The following is an 18,137-nucleotide window of genomic DNA, read 5'->3' as shown; positions in this document are numbered from 1 at the left end:
GACCTCTAACTGATCGTTTCAGAATGAGTTGAGCCGCGGGCCTTGTGCCCGGCGATCTTGGTCGGCAGGGTATCCGGGGTGCGTACTGATCTTGTTCTGGATGACCTGTGGGAGCGGGTGGCTCCGCTGTTGCCGCCTGCTCCCGAGCGGCGGCAGCGCTATCCCGGCCGACTGCGTGTTCCCGACCGGGCAGCCCTCGCGGGAGTCATGTACGTGCTGCGGACCGGTGTTGCCTGGCGCGACGTCCCTGCGGAGGCAGTGGGCTGCTCCGGGGTGACCGCGTGGCGCCGGTTGCGGGACTGGACCGAGGCCGGCGTCTGGCCGAGGCTGCACACCGCCCTGTTGTCCGAATTGCGCCGCGCGGACCTGCTGGACCTGGACGACTGTGCCGTGGACGGCTCGCACGTCCGAGCTCTGAAAGGGGGGATCACGTCGGGCCCTCGCCTGTCGACCGCGCGCGTCCCGGCTCGAAGCACCATCTGATCGTCGACCGGCACGGCACCCCACTCGCCGTCACGCTCACCGGTGGCAACCGACACGACGTCACCCAGCTCCTGCCGCTGCTGGACGCGGTCCCGCCGATCCGGGGCGTGCGAGGACGGCCTCGCCGCAAGCCCCGACGGGTGTATGCCGACCGGGGCTACGACTTCGACAAGTACCCGCCGCCTGCTGTGGAAGCGCGGCGTCAAACCGTTGATCGCCCGACGCGGTGTCGCTCACGGCTCGGGGCTGGGCAAGGTGCGCTGGGTTGTCGAGCGCGCCTTCGCCTGGTTGCACCAGTTCAAGCGACTCCGTGTCCGCTACGAACGGCGCGCTGACCTCCACGTCGGCCTGCTTCAACTCGCGTGCAGCATCATCTGTCTGCGTCGGCTCCGCGCATCAGGTTGAGGCAGGCGTCAGGGTGGTGGGTTCTGAAGGCCAGTCGAGCACGGTCAGCTCGGGCCACTGCTGTCGCCAGCGGGCCGTCTTGGTCTCGTACACCTCGCGCGGAGCAAGCACTGGATTGGGCCGGACGACGAGATTGAACACGTCGGCGAGTCCGTGCGGTGCATAGACGCGCCACCGCCCATCCCGCTTCAGGCGCACGCCCAAGCAGCAGGTAGTAGCTGCGAAGCTGTCGATGGCGGCCTCGGTGGAGGCGTAGGGGGCGCACTCGACGCCGAACTTCTGCTCGTACCAGAGGTGGACGCGGGCCTCGTTGCGGACCTCGACCTCTGCCGGCAATCCGGCGAAGGCATCGTCGGCGGCCTTGATCACAGCGTCCTCCGCCTCCCACGACAGGTCGTGATTGTCGAAGTAGAAGACGTCGTAGTCCTTGATCCCGCTGGTGGGGTGCCTGTCCGTGGCCACGTTCCAGACGGTCTGGAACAGGCAGCCTGCCGTCAGGTACCAGCCCGGCAGCCCCAATCGCGCCGTGCGGTTCAGCACCTCCAGCAGCACCTCGTTACGGGACAGCACAGACTTTAGGGCAGCGAGCTGCTCGTCGAGCGGGAGGCGACCAATCACCGCTCATGCCTACCACGCGGCAGGCCAACAGTGCCTGCGTACCGCCTTCGAGGCCCTCCTGATGGATCTCATTCTGAAACGATCAGTAAGTGTGGGCAGGGCGAGGAGTTGACCTGCGGTACTCAGAGTTGGGTGGGACGCTGCTTCAGGTTCTGTCTCATGTACGTCTGGGCATCCGCGTCTCGCGGCATATGCCGGTCAGTTGCGACGGAACCATGTTCGTCGGCGATTTGGCAGGGCCAGGCGCAGGCCAAGTCCGGTTGCGTAACCGACGATGCTGTCTTCAGGGCCGTTCCGGAAGCGTTTGATCACGCGCTGGACGGGCCAGACGATTGAGCCATCGGGCAGGCGGAGAGCGATGTTCATCTCGCCGTACGGGTCCTCGTCATCGGTTTCCCAGACTCCACCAAGATTATGCCGGACGGTCTCGCCAAGGTAGGCGCCGATGGCGAACAGGCGCGGCCCCACATCTGTTGCGAGCAGACCGCCGACTGCCGGGTTTCCGTGGTTGCTGTGTTCGGGAGTAATTGTCAAGACGACGTTGTCACGTTGTTGGGTGTGTGAGTGTCTGATGGCGCGTGGGGGCGTGGTGGGCTTGCGCTTCGGGCCTGCGTTCAGGCCGTGGTAGGTCGGCCGGCAGCGCCGGTGATCTGGTCCCAGACGGCGAAGCGGATGGTCATCTCGGCTCGGTGATCCGAGGCGGTCATCAGGTGGCGGCGGGGCCGGAAGTGGGGCGAGATGCCGCTGAATGCGGCCAGGAACCGCTGCGCCCCGCCGGTACTGCGGAAGCCCTTCATCGCGCGTTCACGCTGCCTCGTGGGCTGATGGCTGTTCTCCGCCCGGTTGTTCAGACCCTTGTGCGAGCGATGTTCCACGGAGGGCATGACCTCGCGGTGGGCCGCGCCGTAGGAGCGGAGCTTGTCGGTGACGACCACCCGCGGCACCGTACCGGTCTTCTTCATCAGCCTGCGGAAGAAACGCCTGGCCGCGGCCCTGTCGCGCCGGTTCTGCACCAGGATGTCCAGCACGCTGCCGTCCTGGTCGACGGCCCGCCACAGGTACCGCTGCTCACCGTTGATCTTGATGAAGACCTCGTCCAGATGCCACTTGTCCCCAGGCTGAGGCTGCCGTCGGCGCAACGAGTTGGCGTACTGCTGCCCGAACTTGCCACACCACCGCCGCACCGTCTCATAGGAGACGGTCACGCCGCGCTCGGGCATCAGCTCCCCGGCCTCGCGGAACGACAGCGGGAAGCGGTGGTACAGCCACACGCAGTGGGAGATCACCTCGACCGGATACCGGTGCCCCTTGTACGACGGCGCGCTGTCCACGGACGACCCTCCCAGCCTGATCAACCAGAAGATCATCCCACCGGTCAGCCAACGTGACAGCGCCATCATGATGGTTCTTCAGGACTCCTGAAGAACCATCATGATCTAGGCGGATCCATCGCTCCCGTCTGCCCGGCTGACCTGCGGCAACGGGAGATGAAAGCCAGGGCGAACCCGCAGGATGTCGCACAATCGGGGGATTCCCACCCTGGCCGCCTTTTCCGATAACCTGACCGATCATGTCCATATCATTTGATCGCCGTCGCCGTACCACCGGGGCTCCGGCCCGAAGACCGGCCGCCGTCGCTGCCGTATGCGGTCTGCTGCTCACCACCGGCTGTTCCCTCACCTCCGGCTCGAGATCCGACTCCGAGGACGCTTCAGGACTGTCCGCGGCGCTCGGGAAGGTCTCGTCCGAGCCCGGGACCTGGAGCGTCGGGTATACGGACAGCGCGAGGCTTCGGGAGCTGACGAAGGAGGCCCCGGAGCGGTTCGCCGACTTCCAGCCGTTCCCCGATTCGGAGTTCGCCACCGAGCTCAGCGGCTCGGCTGTCTCGAGCTACCGGATCGACCCGGACCAGGTCGAAGAAAGGCTGTGGATCCAGTCGATCGACTCCCCGCTCATGGCCGGTTACTGGCGTGGCGCCTTCGACTCCGAGTCGATCATCAAGAAGTTCAAGGCCGAAGGGCGTCCGGAGCGCGAGCAAGACGGGGTGACGGTCTGGGGCGGGGACGAGGACAGCCAGAATGACTACACCGTGTCCGACCAGGAGTTCACCCACGTCCGCCCGGTGGGCACCCGGGTGTTCCACCCCGCCGACGGCAAGGCGCTCGCCGACAAGGCCGAGTACCGGCAGCTTGCCGCCTGTCTCGGTGACGTCTACTCGGTGAGCATCGAACCGCGCCAAAGCGGCATCGACCCGCGCCAGGGCGGGAAGGAGCTCTCGCACCTGGCGATCGGCCAGCTCGCCCGGTCCGCCGACGACACCTCCGGAGTCGTCTGCGCGGTCGCCCGCAGCAAAAAGTCCGCGCTGAAGGCCTCCGAGACCGTCAAGGCCGTGCTCAAGGGCCAGCCGCAGTACAAGGGGTCCGAGGTGACGGTCCTCGAGGGGGACGAGGGCGAAGGGCAGCCGTCCGTGGTGAAGGTGACCGTTCCCGACAATCCGGACGACAAGAAGGTCGGCAAGATCGCGCAGCGCGGCCCGCTGCTGAAGGCGCTGCTGAAACTGTGACCGGGGCCGGGCCTGCGCCGGTGGGCACCGCCCGCGGCGACAGGCCGTGGGCGGTGCCCGACGTACAGGGGTTGGGCGCGGGTGGGTGCTGTCACGTTGGCTGACCGGGTGGGATGATCTTCGGGTTGGTCATGGTGGAGGGGGACCGTCCGTGGACAGCGCGTCGCCGTCGTCCCAGGGGCACCGGTACCCGGCCGAGGTGATCTCCCACTGCGTGTGGCGGTACTTCCGCTTCCCGCTGTCGTTCCGCGAGGCCGGGGAGCTGATGCTCGAGCGCGGCGTGCTCGTCTCCCACGAGACCGTCCGCCGCTGGTGTACGAAGTTCGGGCAGGCCTACGCCCACGGCCTGCGCCGCCGCCGGCCCCGGCCCGGGGACACATGGCATCTGGACGAGGTGTTCGTGAAGGTCAACGGCGAGCGGAAGTACCTGTGGCGGGCCGTCGATCAGAACGGGATGGTGCTGGACATCCTCGTGCAGAACCGCCGGGACACCGCGGCGGCCAGGCGGTTCTTCCGCCGCCTGCTGCAGAAGACGCGCGCGGTGCCCCGGGTGGTCGTCACCGACAAACTGCGCTCCTACGGCGCCGCCCACCGCGAGGTCATGCCCTCCGTCGAACACCGCAGTTCGAAGTACCTCAACAACCGTGCGGAGAACAGCCACCAGCCCACCCGGCAGCGGGAACGCGCCATGAAGGGCTTCCGCTCGGCCAGCGGGGCACAGCGATTCCTGTCCGCGTTCAGCGGCATCTCACCCCACTTCCGGCCCCGCCGCCACCGGATGACCGCCCCGAACTACCGCGCCGAGATGACCGTCCGCTTCGCCGTCTGGGAGCAGGTCACCGGCGTCGCCAGGCCCGCCGTAGCCTGAGCCGCTATCACCACCGCAGCTGGAACGCGCCGAACCGGCTCACATTCTAGAGCATTCGCTCAACCTGACAACGCCCCTCCTCTGCCTCGCCAGACGACGAGCCGACGTCCTCTTCGCCATGCTCCGCGACGGCACCTTCTACGAGCCGCAGCCAGCGGCGGTCACATGAGGCGACGGCGCCGCACACCTCCGCCTGGTCGTGCAGCACGGCCAGGTCCGCTGTCGCCGTGCCGCCGTCGGCGAGCATGACCGCGAGATCGACCACGATGCGGCCGGAGTCGTGCCCGGTACCACGCGGTCGCAATCGACGCAGCGCGTCCGTGAAGGCGCTGGTCAGACCGGTGGCATCGGCGAGATCGGCCAGCAGGCGGGATCCGGCGTGGCTCACCACCCCGTGACCGTCGGCCGACACGACGAGCTGGGGACGCGACCGGGCAGGGCGCACGCAGAAAGTGCCTTCCTGCTGGGATGACAGAGACCTTCGACAAGCCTCATCTTCCCAGCTCAGAAGGCACTTTCGCTTTTCCGATCAAGATCCGGACACCCTGGCAACTGAAACGCGCAGGTTAGCCCGCTCGTAGGCGCTTCTCGCGTCGGCCCGTTCGGCGTGCTCACCCACCCGGCGAGGGAGGTGCCAGGTGGCGCGATGAGCGTCCCACTTTGACCCTCAGCGGATGCCGACGGCCTTCAGTACCTGGGCGCCTACTTGGAGCGCGTGGTCGACATCGCGTGCCAGGTACATCAGGTCGACGAAGGCGTGATCGATGCCGGCCTCGCCGTGAGCCCGCTTCAGGGCGTCGGCGATGTCGTCGGCCGTGGTCCGGGAGGAGGGGTTGACGCGCAGGATCACGTCCAGTTCCTCGGGGGCGCGCCCCGCCCGGCGGGCCTCCGCGCGGATGCGTGCCATCGGCTCGGCGATCGAAGCCGCGGGGTCGAAGCCGCCGGGGAGCGCGGCGACCGGCAGCCAGCCGTCGGCGCGCAGGGCGACCCGCTGCACCGCGCGCGGTGCGAAGCCCGCCAAATAGACCGGAGGGCGAGGGCTGCCGGCCGGCTTGAGCTGCACGTGGCTGGGAGGAATGGTCCACCGGGAGCCCTTGTGCTCCACGGGGTCGCGGGTCCACCAGGCCTCGAGGATGTCCAGGCACTCGTCCAGCCGGGCACCGCGCTCGTTCATCGGCACACCCGCAGCCTGGTACTCCTCGGGCGACCAGCCGGTGCCCAGGCCGACCAGGAGCCGCCCGCCGCTGAGCCGGTCGATGCTGGCCAGCTGCCGGGCGAGCAGGGCCGGCGGGTACCACGGGGCGTTGAGAACGTTGCTGCCGAGCAGGACCCGGTCGGTGACAGCGGCCGCAGCGGCGAGCCAGACGAAGGGGTCGGCGGCGGTACGGAACTCCTCCGGGACGGTGTCCCCGCTGCCGCCGTAGCCGACGCTGGGAGACACCGCTGTGAGCAGGCGGTCACCGACCCACAGGCTGGCGGCGCCGAGTGCCTCGGCCTCCCGCGCGAAACGGGTGACGTCGGTGGTCTGGAGGGCCTGCGCGCCGAACTGCGGCAGTGTGAAACCGATGCGCATCGTGCGTCCTCTCGTGAGGGATAACGGCAACGATGTTCGTTGAACCTTTCATCTTGCCGTAACACGGGTCGGTTCGTTGGGTGATGCATACATCTCTGTGCGTCATGCGGTCTGGAGACCCCACACCAGTGAGCGTTTTCCGTGCGCCCAGCAGGACAGGAGGTGACACCGTGACGTAGCGGTGTTCTTGCTGTTCGGAAGCTCGTCGTCGCCTGCCGGTGGAAGTCCGGTCCGGGTAGCTGCCAGGGGCCCGGCAGCAGGCCGGCGGCGTCGGAGGGAAACGTCCGGCGTCGAAGCCCAGCGTCAAAGGCCCTGCAAAAAAAGGGGGGAGCGACGATACGGTCCGTAGCATCACGCGAAGCCTGCGGCGTCGTTACTCAGCCACTCTTTCGGGTGGAACGAGGGAGTGCCGAGCCCTTCGAAATCGGGGTGAAGGCCATGGAAGCGGTGAAGATCCTGGACGGGCAGCCGTGAAGGACTCCCCGGCGTATGGGGCGCGGAACGTATCGAGGGTGGCGGCGGGAACTGGGGAGGCCCTCCCCGGCCCGGTGACCTGCGGAGAATCGTCATCGGAAGCGGCGCGTCCTATAACCGGTGACCCCGGGAAGTGGACGCGGGCCGGGTGGGCGTCGGAGGTGGCCGTAGTACCGCTTGAGCCGAGGAGACAACACAACTCCCGGTGAGGGAAGGGCCACTGCTTCGTCGGTGCGTCATGAAGTGGAGGAGGGGCCCGGTGAGTGCCGGTATGGCTAGTCCCGCCGTCGGGGGACGTTCTCCCTCGGACAAGGTCCGCGCCTTGCAGCATGCGCTTTACCGGTCGGCCGAGGCCGATCCCGGACGGCGGTTCCACGCGCTGGGAGACAAGATCCACCGCAGGGATGTGCTCCGGCGTGCGTGGGCCATGGTGCGTGCCAACAACGGCGCACCGGGCATCGACCGCACCACCCTGGCCGGCGTTGAGGAGTACGGCATCGACCGTCTCCTCGACGAAGTGGCCGACGAGTTGGGGCAGGGGCGGTATCGGCCCTCGCCCGCCCGCCGGGTGTTCATCCCAAGCCGGGGGTGAAGGACGAGCGCAGGCCGCTGTCCATCCCGACGGTTCGTGACCGCGTCGTGCAGGCCGCGATGAAGAGCGTGCTCGAGCCGGTCTTCGAGGCCGACATGCTGGCGTGCAGCTTCGGGTTCCGCCCGAAACGCTCGGCGCACGATGCCCTGCAGGTGCTCATCGATGAGCACCATCGGGGCCGGCGGTGGGTGGTGGAGACGGTGCCCTTGCCGAAAATCTCATCCGCCGAGGTGGGAGCCGGTGTGCGGGATGCGCGGGTTCTCGAGCACGGACGCTGGAATCGGTGCTCTCGCGGGGCCGGCGATCAGCCCGGCATGATGGCTGGTCGTGCTGCTGCGACTGGCCTACCTGACCGTGACGAACGCGTTCGCCGTGCTGCGCCTGCTGCCCATGAGCGACCGGGACAAGGACACGGAGATCCTCGCCCTCCGGCATCAGATCACGGTGCTGGAGCGCCAACTCGGTGGCGAGAAGGTTCGGTTCCCCCCGAACGATCGCGTGTTCCTGGCGGCGTTGCCGCACCGCCTGCCCTCGCAGGTGCTGCGCGGGATACGGCTGGTGGTGCGTCCGGACACGGTGCCGCGCCGGCACCGCGATCTGGTCGCACGCCGCCACGCCGCGCGCTCCCGGCCCAGGCGCCCGGGAAGGCCGCGGACCGTGCGCTCCATCCGGCTGCTGGTGCTGCGGCTCGCCCGCGAGAACTCCAACTGGGGATACCGCCGCATCCACGGCGAACTCCTCGTTCTGGGCGTTACGGTGGCCGCCTCCACCGTCTGGGAGATCTTGAAGGAGGCCGGCATCGAGCCGGCGCCCGAGCGGGCCTCGAGCACGTGGGCGGGCTTCCCGCGTTCCCAGGCCGACGCGCTCCTGGCGTGCGACCTCTTCGAAACCGTCACCCTGTCCGGGGCCCGCTTGTACGTGTTCGCCGCGATCGAGCACGCGAACCGCCGGATCCGGATCCTGGGCGCGACCGCGCATCCGACCGCCTCCTGGGTGGTCCAGGCCGCGAAGAATCTTGTCATGGACCTCGAGGACGCCGGCTGCCGGGCGCACTGTCTGATCCGGGATCGGGACGGGAAGGTCCCGCGGTTGTTCGACGCCGTCCTCAACGACGCGGGGATCGAGGTGGTGCTCGGCGGCGTCCGGATGCCGCGGATGAACTCGAGCACGGAGCGGTGGGTGCAGACCTGCCGGCGGAGTTGCCGGACCGCACATTGATCTGGGATCAGCGACACCTGCTCCACGCGCTACGCGAGTTCGAAGACTTCTCCAACTTCCACCGGCCCCCTCAAGGCATCGCCCACGCCCGCCCGCTATGCCCCTTGCCGATGCCGATGCCGATGCCGATGCCGATCAGCGATCCGGGGCAGATCACCCACCTCGACATACGACGACGCCAACGACTCGGCGGCATCCTCCACGAGTACCGACATGCCACCTGAACTGGGCGGATGAGCTTTTCGGCAGGCGCACCCTCACGGTATACGCCACGGCCCGCCGCCTTGCCGCTATCGATGACCTGGCCGCCGCTGGTGCTCGCCCCCTCGCCTTGGACGTGACCGACGAGTCCTCGATGGCCGCGGCAGTTGAGCCCGCGAGGGGTAAGGCTCGGGGCATAGCGGAGGGCGGTTGCTCCTCCAGCTCGTGCGCGGTGCTTCCGCAGCCGTGCTGCGGCTCGCGCCCGTACTTGCCGTAGAAGACGATCAGGCTTTGCGGCCAACCCCTCCGAACATGGCTACTTCTGCGGCCATGCCGGCCCCACTGTCATCCGGACGCCAGCGGTTACAGGAGACGACACCCGGCTCGAGGAGCTCCAGCCCGTCGAAGAACCCGGTGACCTTTTCTGGCGTGCGCTGGATCAGCTTGGGAGTGCCGTGCTGGTTCCAGAACGCCACCGCGGAGTCCACGTCCGGCATGTCGGGCCTTGTGATGGTGTGCGAGAGGACGAGGTAGCTGCCTACGGCCAGCCGATTCATGAGACGACGCACGATCGTGTACGCCTCGGCTTCGTCCTCGATGAAGATGACGACGCCGAGCAGTATGAGCGCAACGGGCTTGCTGAGATCCAGGGTCTTCGCAGCCTGCTCCAGGATCGTGTCGACGTTGCGCAGATCCTCGTCGAGATAGTCGGTTCTGCCCTCCTGTGTGCTGGTGAGCAGGGCCTGTGCATGGGCCAATACGATGGGATCGTTGTCGACGTAGACGATCCGGGATTCCGGTGCAACGCGCTGGGCAACCTCGTGCGTGTTGTCGGCCGTCGGCAGGCCGGTTCCGATGTCGAGGAACTGCCGTACCCCGCACTCACCGGCGAGGTATCGCACGGCGCGGCCCAGGAACAGCCGGTCGGCACGGGCATAATCCCCGATACCGGGGTGCAGCGTGCGGATCTGATCTCCGGCAGCCTGGTCGACCTCGTAGTTGTCCTTGCCGCCCAGCCAGTAGTTCCAGATCCGGGCTGTGTGCGGCTGGTCGGTCTTGATTCGCTTACGCGTCTCGTTCGACGCAGCGGGCATTTCGGTCACGCGATGTCCTCCAGATCAGACCGCCGTCGTTCAAGAGGCAACCTATCGCCAGGAGTTGTCGAAAGCGACTTCGTCCCGGACGGGGCGGGGGCGAAGCTGAAGTGGAGGCATGAGCGTGGCAGTGAAACAGTGCGGCAGACCTGCCAGCCGCTGAGCCCGGATCCACCGGTTGATGTGCGGCGGTGATATCGCCGGGAATGAGGAAGTGCCCTGTGACCTGCGGTGATGGGAGTTCTTCAGGCTTCCAGCACGCACGATCACGAGGGCACTTCCGAGATGCAATGAGGCTTCGCCATCTTCGAACGTGCTGGTCGGAGGCTCTGGTGTGATGCTCGGTCGGGGTGCTCGTGCTGGTCGCGGGCGGGAGTCTGCGGTCTTGATCGTCCGTCACCGGTTGATCTCGAGATTGGTCAGGACGAGCAGGGCGCGCAGGAGGGCGGTGGCGTGACCGGGGTTGGTGCGGAGTTTAGTGAGGGCCCGCCAGGCCTTCAGGTTCGCGAAGCCGTGTTCGACGGGGGCGCGTCCGGCGGCCAGGACGCGGTTGGCCTGCTTCTGGCCGGGGGTGAGCTTGCGGGCGCGGGTGGCCTTGAAGCCGGTGACGATGACCTGCTCGTCGGGGTCGTCGGGCTTGTCCACGCCGAGGAAGCCCAGGTCGGCGAGCGCGCCGAGACCGGCCGCCTTCAAGTGCTCGACGATCTTGTCGTGGCGGGCGGCGGTGGCGTCATGGGTCCGTCCCGGCCGGGCCGCGGAGATCCAGATCAGCTTGCCCCTCTCGTCGGTCAGGGCGAGGAAGTGCAGGCCGTGGCGGTGGTGCTTGCCGGAGTAGTTGGGGCGGTCGTCCGCTTTGGTGCGGCGCTGGGTGGGGATCAGGGTGCCGTCGATCAGCACGACCTCCCCGCCCCGCCTGGCTATCGCGCGCAGGGCGCGGTCCAGGCGCGGGGCCCTGGCGGCGAGCAGGCCGATCATCTCGTCGCGCCAGCGCCGCAGGGTGGACTCGGGTACGCCGTTGCCGCCGGCCAGGTCCAGCAGGCGCTGGTCGTGTCGCAGCATGGCCAGCACGAGCACCGCGATCCGGCCCGGCGGCAGCGACCTGAACGGGGAGCGGATCGTCTTCAGGTGGGATCGCAGCAGGCCGGCGAGGTAGGCGATGGTGCTCGTGGACAGGTTGAGGCGGCACTGGTAGACAAGGGAGACGGTGTCCCCGGCGTGTTCTTTGTTTTTGGTCACACAATCTCAACGGCCGTCGGAGGCACCGCAGTTACGCCCCGAGTCGCCGCTCGCGGCGGCGGCCGGCAGCAGTGCCGGTCACAGGCGCACGGTGAAGCGGCCGTCGGGCAGCTTGCGCAGCCAGCCGCGCTCGGCAAGCTTGGTCAGCTTCCCCCGCAGCGGCTCCAGTTTGCCCCGCACGCCCGTGTCCAGACCCTGCCCTTGCCGATAACCTCATCCATGCAGGTGGGAGTGGGTTTCGGTGCCGACCGTGGTCACCCGCGTCGGCGCTCTCGCTTGGGGGACGGTGGAGGCGGCATGATGATCGGCCGTGCTGTTGAGACTGGCGTACCTGGGCATGACGAACACCTTCGCGATGCTGCGACTGCTGCCGATGAGCGACCGGGAGAAGGATGTCGAGATCCTGGCCCTGCGTCATCAGATTGCCGTCCTGGAGCGGCAGCTGGACGGGCAGCGGGTCCGGTTCGACGCCGGCGACCGGGCGTTCCTGGCGTCGTTGCTCCACGGCGTGCCCCGCGAGGTGCTACGCCGGATGCGACTGCTGGTCCGGCCGGACACGGTCCTGCGCCGGCACCGCGACCTGATCGTCCGCCGGCACGCCGCCCGGTCCCGGCCCAAGCGCGGCGGCCGGCCGCGCACCGTACGCTCGATCCGCGTGCTGGTCCTGCGCCTGGCCAGGGAGAATCCCAACTGGGGCTACCGGAGGGTGCATGGCGAACTACTCGTGCTCGGGGTGAAGGTGGCCGCGTCCACGGTATGGGAGATCTTGAAGGAGGCCGGGATCGAACCGGCACCCCAACGAGCTTCCAGTACCTGGGCCGGCTTCCTGCGCTCCCAGGCCGACGCCCTGCTGGCCTGCGACTTCTTCGAGACCGTCACCTTGTCCGGGGCCCGGTTGCACGTGTTCGCGGTGATCGAGCATGCCAACCGCCGGATCCATGTCCTGGGCGCCACCGCGCATCCGACCGCGTCCTGGGTGGCCCAGGCCGCGAGGAATCTCGTCATGGACCTGGAAGACGCCGGGTGCCGAGTGCGTTACCTCATCCGGGACCGGGACGGCAAGTTCCCCGAGCTCTTCGACACTGTCCTGAACGACGCGGGCATCCAGGTGGTGCTCAGCGGCGTCCGGGTACCGAGAATGAACTCGATCATGGAGCGGTGGGTGCAGACCTGCCGACGAGAGCTGCCGGACCGCACATTGATCTGGAACCAACGCCATCTCCTGTACGCCCTGCGCGAGTTCGAGACGTTCTACAACGAGCACAGGCCGCACCAGGGCCTTGCGAACGCCCGCCCCCTCCACCCGCTGCCCGCCCCGATCGAGGACCCGGACCGGATCGTCCACCTGGACATACGACGACGGGCCCGACTCGGCGGCACCCTCCACGAGTACCGGCATGCGGCCTGACCAGGATGGATGTGGTTTTCGGCAAGGGCAGGATCTTGGTGGCTAATTCCAATTCACCTTCTGTGAGTCGGAGTTATCGCTGAGGAACGACGGCTCCGGCGGATGGGATCATGCTGATCGTTGATCTTGTCGTGGTTCCTTGGGGATCGGAGTGTGTCGTGTCGATGCAGCCGCAGTCCTGGCCTGAGCCGGATCCGCAGGTCGCGGCGGCGATCCGGGCGATGTATCGGGCCGGCGGGAGGCGCCGCTGGCGGTGCAGGTTCGTGACCGGCTCGGGGAGCTGTTCCCGGACACGGCCTTTGCTGACGCGTTCGGCCAGGTGGGCAAGCCGGGCTGGTCGCCGGGGCGTCTGGCGCTGGTCACGGTGCTGCAGAAGGCCGCGAACCTGACCGATCGGCAGGCTGCTGACGAGGTTCGCGAGAACCTCGCCTGGAAATACGCACTCGGCCTGGACCTGGAGGACCCGGGCTTCGACCACAGCGTGCTGTCAGAGTTCCGCTCCCGCGTCGTCGCCCACGGCCTGGAGGAACGTGTGCTGGACCTGCTGCTGGAGCGCCTGCAGACCCTGGAACTGGTGCAGGCGGGCGGCAGCCAGCGCACCGACTCCACCCACATCGTTGCCGCGGTGCGAGATCTGAACCGCCTCGAGTTGGTCGGCGAGAGCGTCCGCGCCGCCCTGAACGCGCTGGCCGCCGCATGCCCCGAATGGGTCGATCAGGTGCTGGTGGTGGAGGACTGGAGCCACCGCTACGCGGACCGGATCGACAACTGGCGGCTGCCCGCCTCCAAGACCAAGCAGCACGAACTCGCCCTGCACTACGCCACCGACGGTTACACCCTGCTGCAGGCCGTGTATGCACCCTCGTCCCCGGCATGGCTGCGCGAACTGCCCGCGGTCCAGACCCTACGGATCGTGCTGCTGCAGAATTACATCCGCACCCCGGACCGGAACGGCAGACTACGGATCCGGCGCCGCGAGCGCGCCGAGGACAACGGCGACGGCCTGCCACCCGCCCCGATACGCCTTGCCTCCCCCTACGACACCGACACCCGGTGGTCCGCCAAACGCGAGACATTCTGGAACGGCTACAAACTCCACGTCTCGGAGACCTGTCACCCACAGGCCGACGGAGACCGGCCCGCCCGCCCGAACATCATCACCAACGTGGCCACCACCGCCTCCACCCTGCCTGACACCAAGGCCTTGGAGCCGATCCACCAATCCCTTCAACACCGCGGACTGCTGCCCGCCCGGCACTACCTCGACTCCGGCTACCCCAGCGCCGAACTCATCGTCTCCTCCGCCAGAACCTACGGCCTCGCCCTGATCACCCCAGTCCTCCTCGACACCTCCCACCAAGCCAAGGCCCAACAGGGCTTCGCGGCACACGACTTCACCATCGACTGGGATCGCAAGCGAGCCGTCTGTCCGGCCGGAAAGATCAGCGCCACCTGGAACGACGTCGTCCAGGAGGGCGTGGCCAAGACCGTTGTTGCCTTCGCCGCCCTGGACTGTATCCCCTGCCCGGCCAAGGAGCAGTGCACCAGCTCACGAAAGGGCCGCCGGCTCAGCCTCTACCCCCGTGAGCTCACCGAGGCCATCCGCACCGCCCGCGCCCGGCAACAGGACGGAACCTGGCAGCGCGACTATGCGCTCCGCGCCGGTATCGAGGGCACCATCCGCCAGGCCACCCACACCACCGGCCTGCGCCGAACCCGCTACCGCGGCCTCGCGAAGACCCACCTCGACCACACCACCAGCGCCACCGCCCTCAACCTCATCCGACTCAACGCCTGGTGGAACGGCCACCCCCTCGACCGCACCAACCACAGCCACCTCGCCAGACTCCAACTCCGCCTCGCCGCATGACTATTGGGGTTAACCACCAAGATCGGGCAGGGCCCACACGGTGCGGGCCCGGAGGTAATCGCCTGGTCCGGAGAGGGCTGCACAGCAATGCGCCCGCGGGCAAGGTGACCGCGGGCGAACGACTTCGGAACCACGCCTGCTCTGTGGATCACGCTAGCCCCTTTGCGGGGGCACCGCAGGCCGAAACCCCGCCGGCCCCGGCGCGCGCCGGGGCCGGCACTGCCGCGAGCCGCTGAGGGCGACCGCCCGCAGGGAACGTGTCAGGCCATCGCTGGCTGCGCGGGCCCCCCGGGCTCTGTCCGCTCGGTGGCGGCCTGCCGGCCCTGTTCGCGCTCGGCGCGGTCCCGCTCGATGCGCTCGTGTTCGGCGCGCTGGCGTGCGGCCTGCTCACGGGTGATCACTTCGGTGGCGGCGCCGACGGCGACCGCGATCGGCCACTCGACGGCCTCGACCACGGCCATGGCGCCGAGGAGGCCGTAGAAGGCCAGCCTGCGGGGCGAGGGGAGCAGGGACGTGGCCGTGGACACGGGTGCGGCCGGGCCGGCGGGGAGAACATGTCGCCCGGGGTGATGTAGGGGATGGGAACCCGGGCGTGCGCGGTGCGCAGGTGCAGCAGCTTGCCGCCCGTCCGCTTCTCCTTGGGGTGCTCCGCCGGGGCCTGCTGGGGTTCCGGAGCGCGGGTCTCCGCGGCCTGTGGCGTGGCTGGCTGGTGCGGTGGCTGGGTCTGTGGATCCGGGGAAGTCATCTCTTCCTCTCCTGCCGTGCGGCGTGAGTGGCGAGGGCTCTCCCTGGCCGCCTTCCATCAATGCGCGCGAATAAACCCGCCCGAACGGACAATTCGGGCAGGCTGGTTCGGGGGCCGCTCAGGCGTGTGCGGCCGCCGGGCGCCCGCTCGTGCCGAGGGCCTTCCAGAGCTGGACGGCCAGCCGGACCACGGCGGCCTCGAGCAGGGCGACCGCCACCTGGGTCAGGATCGTGGTGAGGATGTGCGGCATGGTCCGCCGCCTTTCGTGTGTCGTGCCGGGTACCACTCCTTTGTCGGCCCCGATGTCATCCAGCAGGCCGCACGCGGGTGTGCTGCGGGTGAATTTTTCTCAGCGTGCCGGCGGCGCCCCGGACCGCGAGGGGCACCGGCACCGAGCCCGCCGCCGACGCCGGCGCGATCGTCCAGGCCGCGGGGCCCAGGGGGCGGCTGCCGAAGAAGTGGCTGAGCCCCGGCACGCTCGCCACCACGCGCCCCAGGGCGCGCGTGTCGGGTGCGTGCGAGGCGGTGAACTTCGGTGAGCACCCGGCGGTGGTCTGGGCGGCGGCGATGCCCGGCCCGGAGCAGGGCGCCGGGGGCCCGGCGGAACCGGGCCGGTACTGCCCGCAGGAGCCTTGCGGGGGCTCCGAGGGAAGTAGTCGGCGCGGCCGGCCCCTTGACCAGCGTGCTGACCTGCGAGGCTTCCTCATTTCCGCGCGCGGCTGAGGCGCCTTGCAGAGCGCCCTGTTCGCCGGCTCCCGGCCGCTGTCGCCGCGCCGCCGAAGCTGCCCGGGCCCGCACCGCCCGGTCGCCGACGGGTGGCGGCCTCGTCGGCCAGCAACACGCCCTGGCTGCCCACCCGGGCTTGCCCAGGTTCTGATCAGGGCTGCGCGCCCGGTGACGACTCGCCCTCCGGCCCGGTGGCACCGGCTGCACTGACACGGCCGGGGGGATGCGACAGCATCACTGCGGTCTGCGAGCGAAGGGCGGCGATCGCCTCGGCCAGCTGGTCACGCAGGCCCGCATGCGCATCCATTCCGGCTGCCGCCGCGGTCGAGCCCGGGCCGTCCGACTGGCCCTGGCCACCCGGTTCGGAGTCTTTCACGCGAGCCGGTCCGCAACGGCAGGCACCACGGCAGCGGCAACGATCACCGCTGAGCAGAGGACCATCACGGCCCGGCCCCACCTGCCGTCCCGCCGGACGCCGGCGCCCGGGTCAGCGCGCTCGGGCCGGGCGCCGGTCAGCCCGGGCGGTGCCGCACAGGGCACCGCGTCGTCGACGCGAGGATGCACGCTGGGACCAACGCGTGATCAGGATTTTCGACACGGCACCACCGCGTCATCACCCGTTCAGCCCACACGCCGGCCCCCCAACGGCGCCGCGCCCACCCGGGTCCGCGCGCGAGGGTCAGCCGCTTCGGAAAGCGGAACGCATTCTCTTCCCCTGTTGTCCTGGGCCCAACAGGGCAACAGGGCAACAGGCGTCCGGAGGTGGTGCGCCCAGCCTCCGGGCGATCCTGCTCGGGGTGCCTCAGGATGGTCCCCGGTGGCCCGGCCGCGGCAATGCCCGGCGGGCAGCCACTCCCCCACGCACGGCGGGCCGGACCGGCCGCCTGACTCCCCAGGAGCACCCCATGACAGTGATGACGGACGCGCTCGTACCGGCACTGCAGGACGCCCGCGAGGCACACGAGGCGGTACTCGACCGGTTCAGGGCGGATGCGACCATCACCCCGCCCGGCCCCTACCGGCAGATGCTCGAACGCCAGGTGGACGACGTCCAGGACAGCCTCCAGCGCCTCGAGCACCACGCACGCGAGCTGCGGCCCCGCGGCGGGCTGGTCGGCGACAGCCTCGATATGGCGCGGTTCCTCTCGCGCGGCGCCGTGCGCACCGCCATGCTGCCGCTGACCATCGGCTCCACGCTCGTGACGGACATGCTGCGCGGCCGGCGGCCCCACGACGAGCGGCGGCTGCTGAAAAACGCCCAAGACGAGTACGCGGTCACCGCCCGGGCGCTGGCCGCCTGCCGGGCCGGGCAGAGCATCGCCGAAGAGGCCCACGACCAGGCCACCGCCGACCTGCTCGCCGCCCTGCGCCGCCAGGACGAGGAACTGCTCGAAAGGCTGGAGGACGGCGTCGCCCAGAACGCCCGGGCCGTGGCGGCCGCGGCCAACGGATTCGGCGCCGCGAACGGCGGCGGCTGGGCGGACGCGGCCGCCCGCACGCTGCGGGCCGTCGCCGGCCGGGTGCAGGACGCCGCGCAGAGCGGCGGCCGGCGGGCCCGGGGGGCGGCCCAGGGCGCGGTGCGCGAGATGCCCGGGCCGACCCGGATGGCCGAAGGAGTCCAGGGTGCGGTGACCCGGGAGGAGGAGTTGCCGATCGCCCGCTTCAGCCAGCTCAGTGTGGAGGAGATCCAGCAGCGGCTGCGCCTGCTGTCCCAGTCGGAGCTGACAGTGATCGAGGGATACGAGCGCACGCACGCCAACCGGCCCCCGGTCCTGGACGCCATCGAGCAGCTACGCGGCCGCGAGCCTTGGTCCGGCTACGACACCATGGCCCCGGGCAAGCTCACCGCCCGGCTGCAGAACGTCTCCGCCGGCGTCGCCCGCCAGGTCCAGGAGTACGAACGGCGCCACCGCCGGCGCCAGGAGGTCATCTCCGCCGCCGAAGCCCGCACCGCCCGGTGAACCAGGCGGGTGAGCGTGCCGCCGCCGGCGGGTGAATGCAGGCAGCACGCTCACCCGGCAGGCCGCGCACGGGGGCATCATGAGCAGGCCCTGGAGCCTCAC

Annotated in this window: 15 protein-coding genes, 1 tRNA gene and 4 pseudogenes; 10 read left to right on the top strand and 10 right to left on the bottom strand. The window is 69.3% G+C overall.

From position 1 onward, the window contains the following. Positions 1 to 78 precede the first annotated feature (78 nt). Positions 79 to 888: pseudogene (locus WJ438_RS01880) on the top strand (IS5 family transposase). Here the strand turns inward: WJ438_RS01880 and WJ438_RS01875 are convergent. From WJ438_RS01875 to WJ438_RS01865, 3 genes are all read right to left on the bottom strand, one after another. Further along, complete coding sequence (locus WJ438_RS01875; RefSeq protein ID WP_406723670.1) at positions 880 to 1,506, bottom strand: nucleotidyltransferase family protein; 627 nt, start codon at positions 1,504 to 1,506, stop codon at positions 880 to 882. The pseudogene WJ438_RS01880 and the gene WJ438_RS01875 overlap by 9 nt on opposite strands. A 198-nt stretch (positions 1,507 to 1,704) precedes the next feature. Then, on the bottom strand, positions 1,705 to 2,040 hold the full coding sequence (locus WJ438_RS01870) for a hypothetical protein (protein ID WP_406723669.1): 336 nt from the start codon (positions 2,038 to 2,040) through the stop codon (positions 1,705 to 1,707). An 80-nt stretch (positions 2,041 to 2,120) separates the two neighbouring features. Next, a complete protein-coding gene (locus tag WJ438_RS01865; RefSeq protein WP_406729560.1) occupies positions 2,121 to 2,873 on the bottom strand; it encodes an IS6 family transposase in 753 nt (250 codons plus the stop codon). Between the two features lie 203 nt (positions 2,874 to 3,076). On the opposite strand from WJ438_RS01865, the gene WJ438_RS01860 reads away from it, so the two are divergent. Both WJ438_RS01860 and WJ438_RS01855 read left to right on the top strand, forming a co-directional pair. Continuing rightward, positions 3,077 to 4,069: a hypothetical protein gene (locus WJ438_RS01860; RefSeq protein WP_406723668.1), complete on the top strand. Its 993-nt coding sequence runs from the start codon at positions 3,077 to 3,079 to the stop codon at positions 4,067 to 4,069. Positions 4,070 to 4,220: 151 nt separating this feature from the next. Next, complete coding sequence (locus WJ438_RS01855; protein ID WP_406723667.1) at positions 4,221 to 4,937, top strand: IS6 family transposase; 717 nt, start codon at positions 4,221 to 4,223, stop codon at positions 4,935 to 4,937. Positions 4,938 to 5,058: 121 nt separating this feature from the next. Here the strand turns inward: WJ438_RS01855 and WJ438_RS01850 are convergent. Together WJ438_RS01850 and WJ438_RS01845 are read right to left on the bottom strand one after the other, a co-directional pair. After that, positions 5,059 to 5,412, bottom strand: a pseudogene (locus WJ438_RS01850) (IS1380 family transposase); the annotation flags it as partial. A gap of 192 nt (positions 5,413 to 5,604) precedes the next feature. Next, positions 5,605 to 6,510, bottom strand: coding sequence for a TIGR03619 family F420-dependent LLM class oxidoreductase (locus WJ438_RS01845; protein ID WP_406723666.1), 906 nt, complete (start codon positions 6,508 to 6,510; stop codon positions 5,605 to 5,607). A 796-nt stretch (positions 6,511 to 7,306) separates the two neighbouring features. Between WJ438_RS01845 and WJ438_RS01840 the strand changes: the two genes are divergently transcribed. The 3 genes and pseudogenes from WJ438_RS01840 to WJ438_RS01830 all read left to right on the top strand — a co-directional run bounded on the left by WJ438_RS01840 (position 7,307) and on the right by WJ438_RS01830 (position 9,018). Further along, entirely contained in the window at positions 7,307 to 7,576 is a 270-nt protein-coding gene (locus WJ438_RS01840) for a hypothetical protein (protein ID WP_406723665.1), read from the top strand. Next, a pseudogene (locus WJ438_RS01835) lies at positions 7,573 to 7,710 on the top strand (hypothetical protein); the annotation flags it as partial. The gene WJ438_RS01840 and the pseudogene WJ438_RS01835, both read left to right, overlap by 4 nt. 193 nt (positions 7,711 to 7,903) lie before the next feature. Then, positions 7,904 to 9,018: pseudogene (locus WJ438_RS01830) on the top strand (integrase). Between the two features lie 261 nt (positions 9,019 to 9,279). Here WJ438_RS01830 and WJ438_RS01825 read toward each other — a convergent pair. The 3 genes from WJ438_RS01825 to WJ438_RS01815 form a co-directional block, all read right to left on the bottom strand. After that, the gene (locus WJ438_RS01825) at positions 9,280 to 10,089 is read right to left on the bottom strand and encodes an SAM-dependent methyltransferase (protein ID WP_406729559.1); all 810 of its coding nucleotides are present in this window, start codon (positions 10,087 to 10,089) and stop codon (positions 9,280 to 9,282) included. 396 nt (positions 10,090 to 10,485) lie between these two features. Continuing rightward, a complete protein-coding gene (locus tag WJ438_RS01820) occupies positions 10,486 to 11,325 on the bottom strand; it encodes a transposase family protein (RefSeq protein WP_406723664.1) in 840 nt (279 codons plus the stop codon). 767 nt (positions 11,326 to 12,092) lie between these two features. Then, positions 12,093 to 12,193 (bottom strand) — tRNA-OTHER (locus WJ438_RS01815). A gap of 42 nt (positions 12,194 to 12,235) precedes the next feature. Here WJ438_RS01815 and WJ438_RS01810 point away from each other — a divergent pair. Together WJ438_RS01810 and WJ438_RS01805 are read left to right on the top strand one after the other, a co-directional pair. Beyond that, positions 12,236 to 12,733, top strand: coding sequence for an integrase core domain-containing protein (locus tag WJ438_RS01810; protein ID WP_406723663.1), 498 nt, complete (start codon positions 12,236 to 12,238; stop codon positions 12,731 to 12,733). Between the two features lie 253 nt (positions 12,734 to 12,986). Next, positions 12,987 to 14,603 carry an IS1182 family transposase gene (locus WJ438_RS01805; protein ID WP_406723662.1) on the top strand — a complete coding sequence of 539 codons (1,617 nt, stop codon included), beginning with the start codon at positions 12,987 to 12,989 and terminating at the stop codon, positions 14,601 to 14,603. 260 nt (positions 14,604 to 14,863) lie between these two features. On the opposite strand, the gene WJ438_RS01800 is transcribed toward WJ438_RS01805, so the two are convergent. Further along, positions 14,864 to 15,130: a hypothetical protein gene (locus WJ438_RS01800; protein ID WP_406723661.1), complete on the bottom strand. Its 267-nt coding sequence runs from the start codon at positions 15,128 to 15,130 to the stop codon at positions 14,864 to 14,866. 336 nt (positions 15,131 to 15,466) lie between these two features. Beyond that, positions 15,467 to 15,598: a hypothetical protein gene (locus WJ438_RS01795; RefSeq protein WP_406723660.1), complete on the bottom strand. Its 132-nt coding sequence runs from the start codon at positions 15,596 to 15,598 to the stop codon at positions 15,467 to 15,469. A gap of 104 nt (positions 15,599 to 15,702) precedes the next feature. Here WJ438_RS01795 and WJ438_RS01790 point away from each other — a divergent pair, with 104 nt between their 5' ends. Together WJ438_RS01790 and WJ438_RS01785 are read left to right on the top strand one after the other, a co-directional pair. Beyond that, positions 15,703 to 16,071 (top strand): hypothetical protein, encoded by a 369-nt coding sequence (locus WJ438_RS01790; protein ID WP_406723659.1) that lies wholly within the window; start codon positions 15,703 to 15,705, stop codon positions 16,069 to 16,071. Positions 16,072 to 16,979: 908 nt separating this feature from the next. Next, positions 16,980 to 18,035, top strand: a complete 1,056-nt coding sequence (locus WJ438_RS01785) for a hypothetical protein (RefSeq protein ID WP_406723658.1) — start codon at positions 16,980 to 16,982, stop codon at positions 18,033 to 18,035. Positions 18,036 to 18,137: the final 102 nt, after the last annotated feature.

Source organism: Streptomyces sp. GD-15H, from assembly GCF_045291515.1.
Lineage (GTDB): Bacteria > Actinomycetota > Actinomycetes > Streptomycetales > Streptomycetaceae > Streptomyces.
The sequence above is the reverse complement of the archived record's forward strand: the minus strand, read 5'-3'. Positions and strand labels throughout refer to the sequence as shown.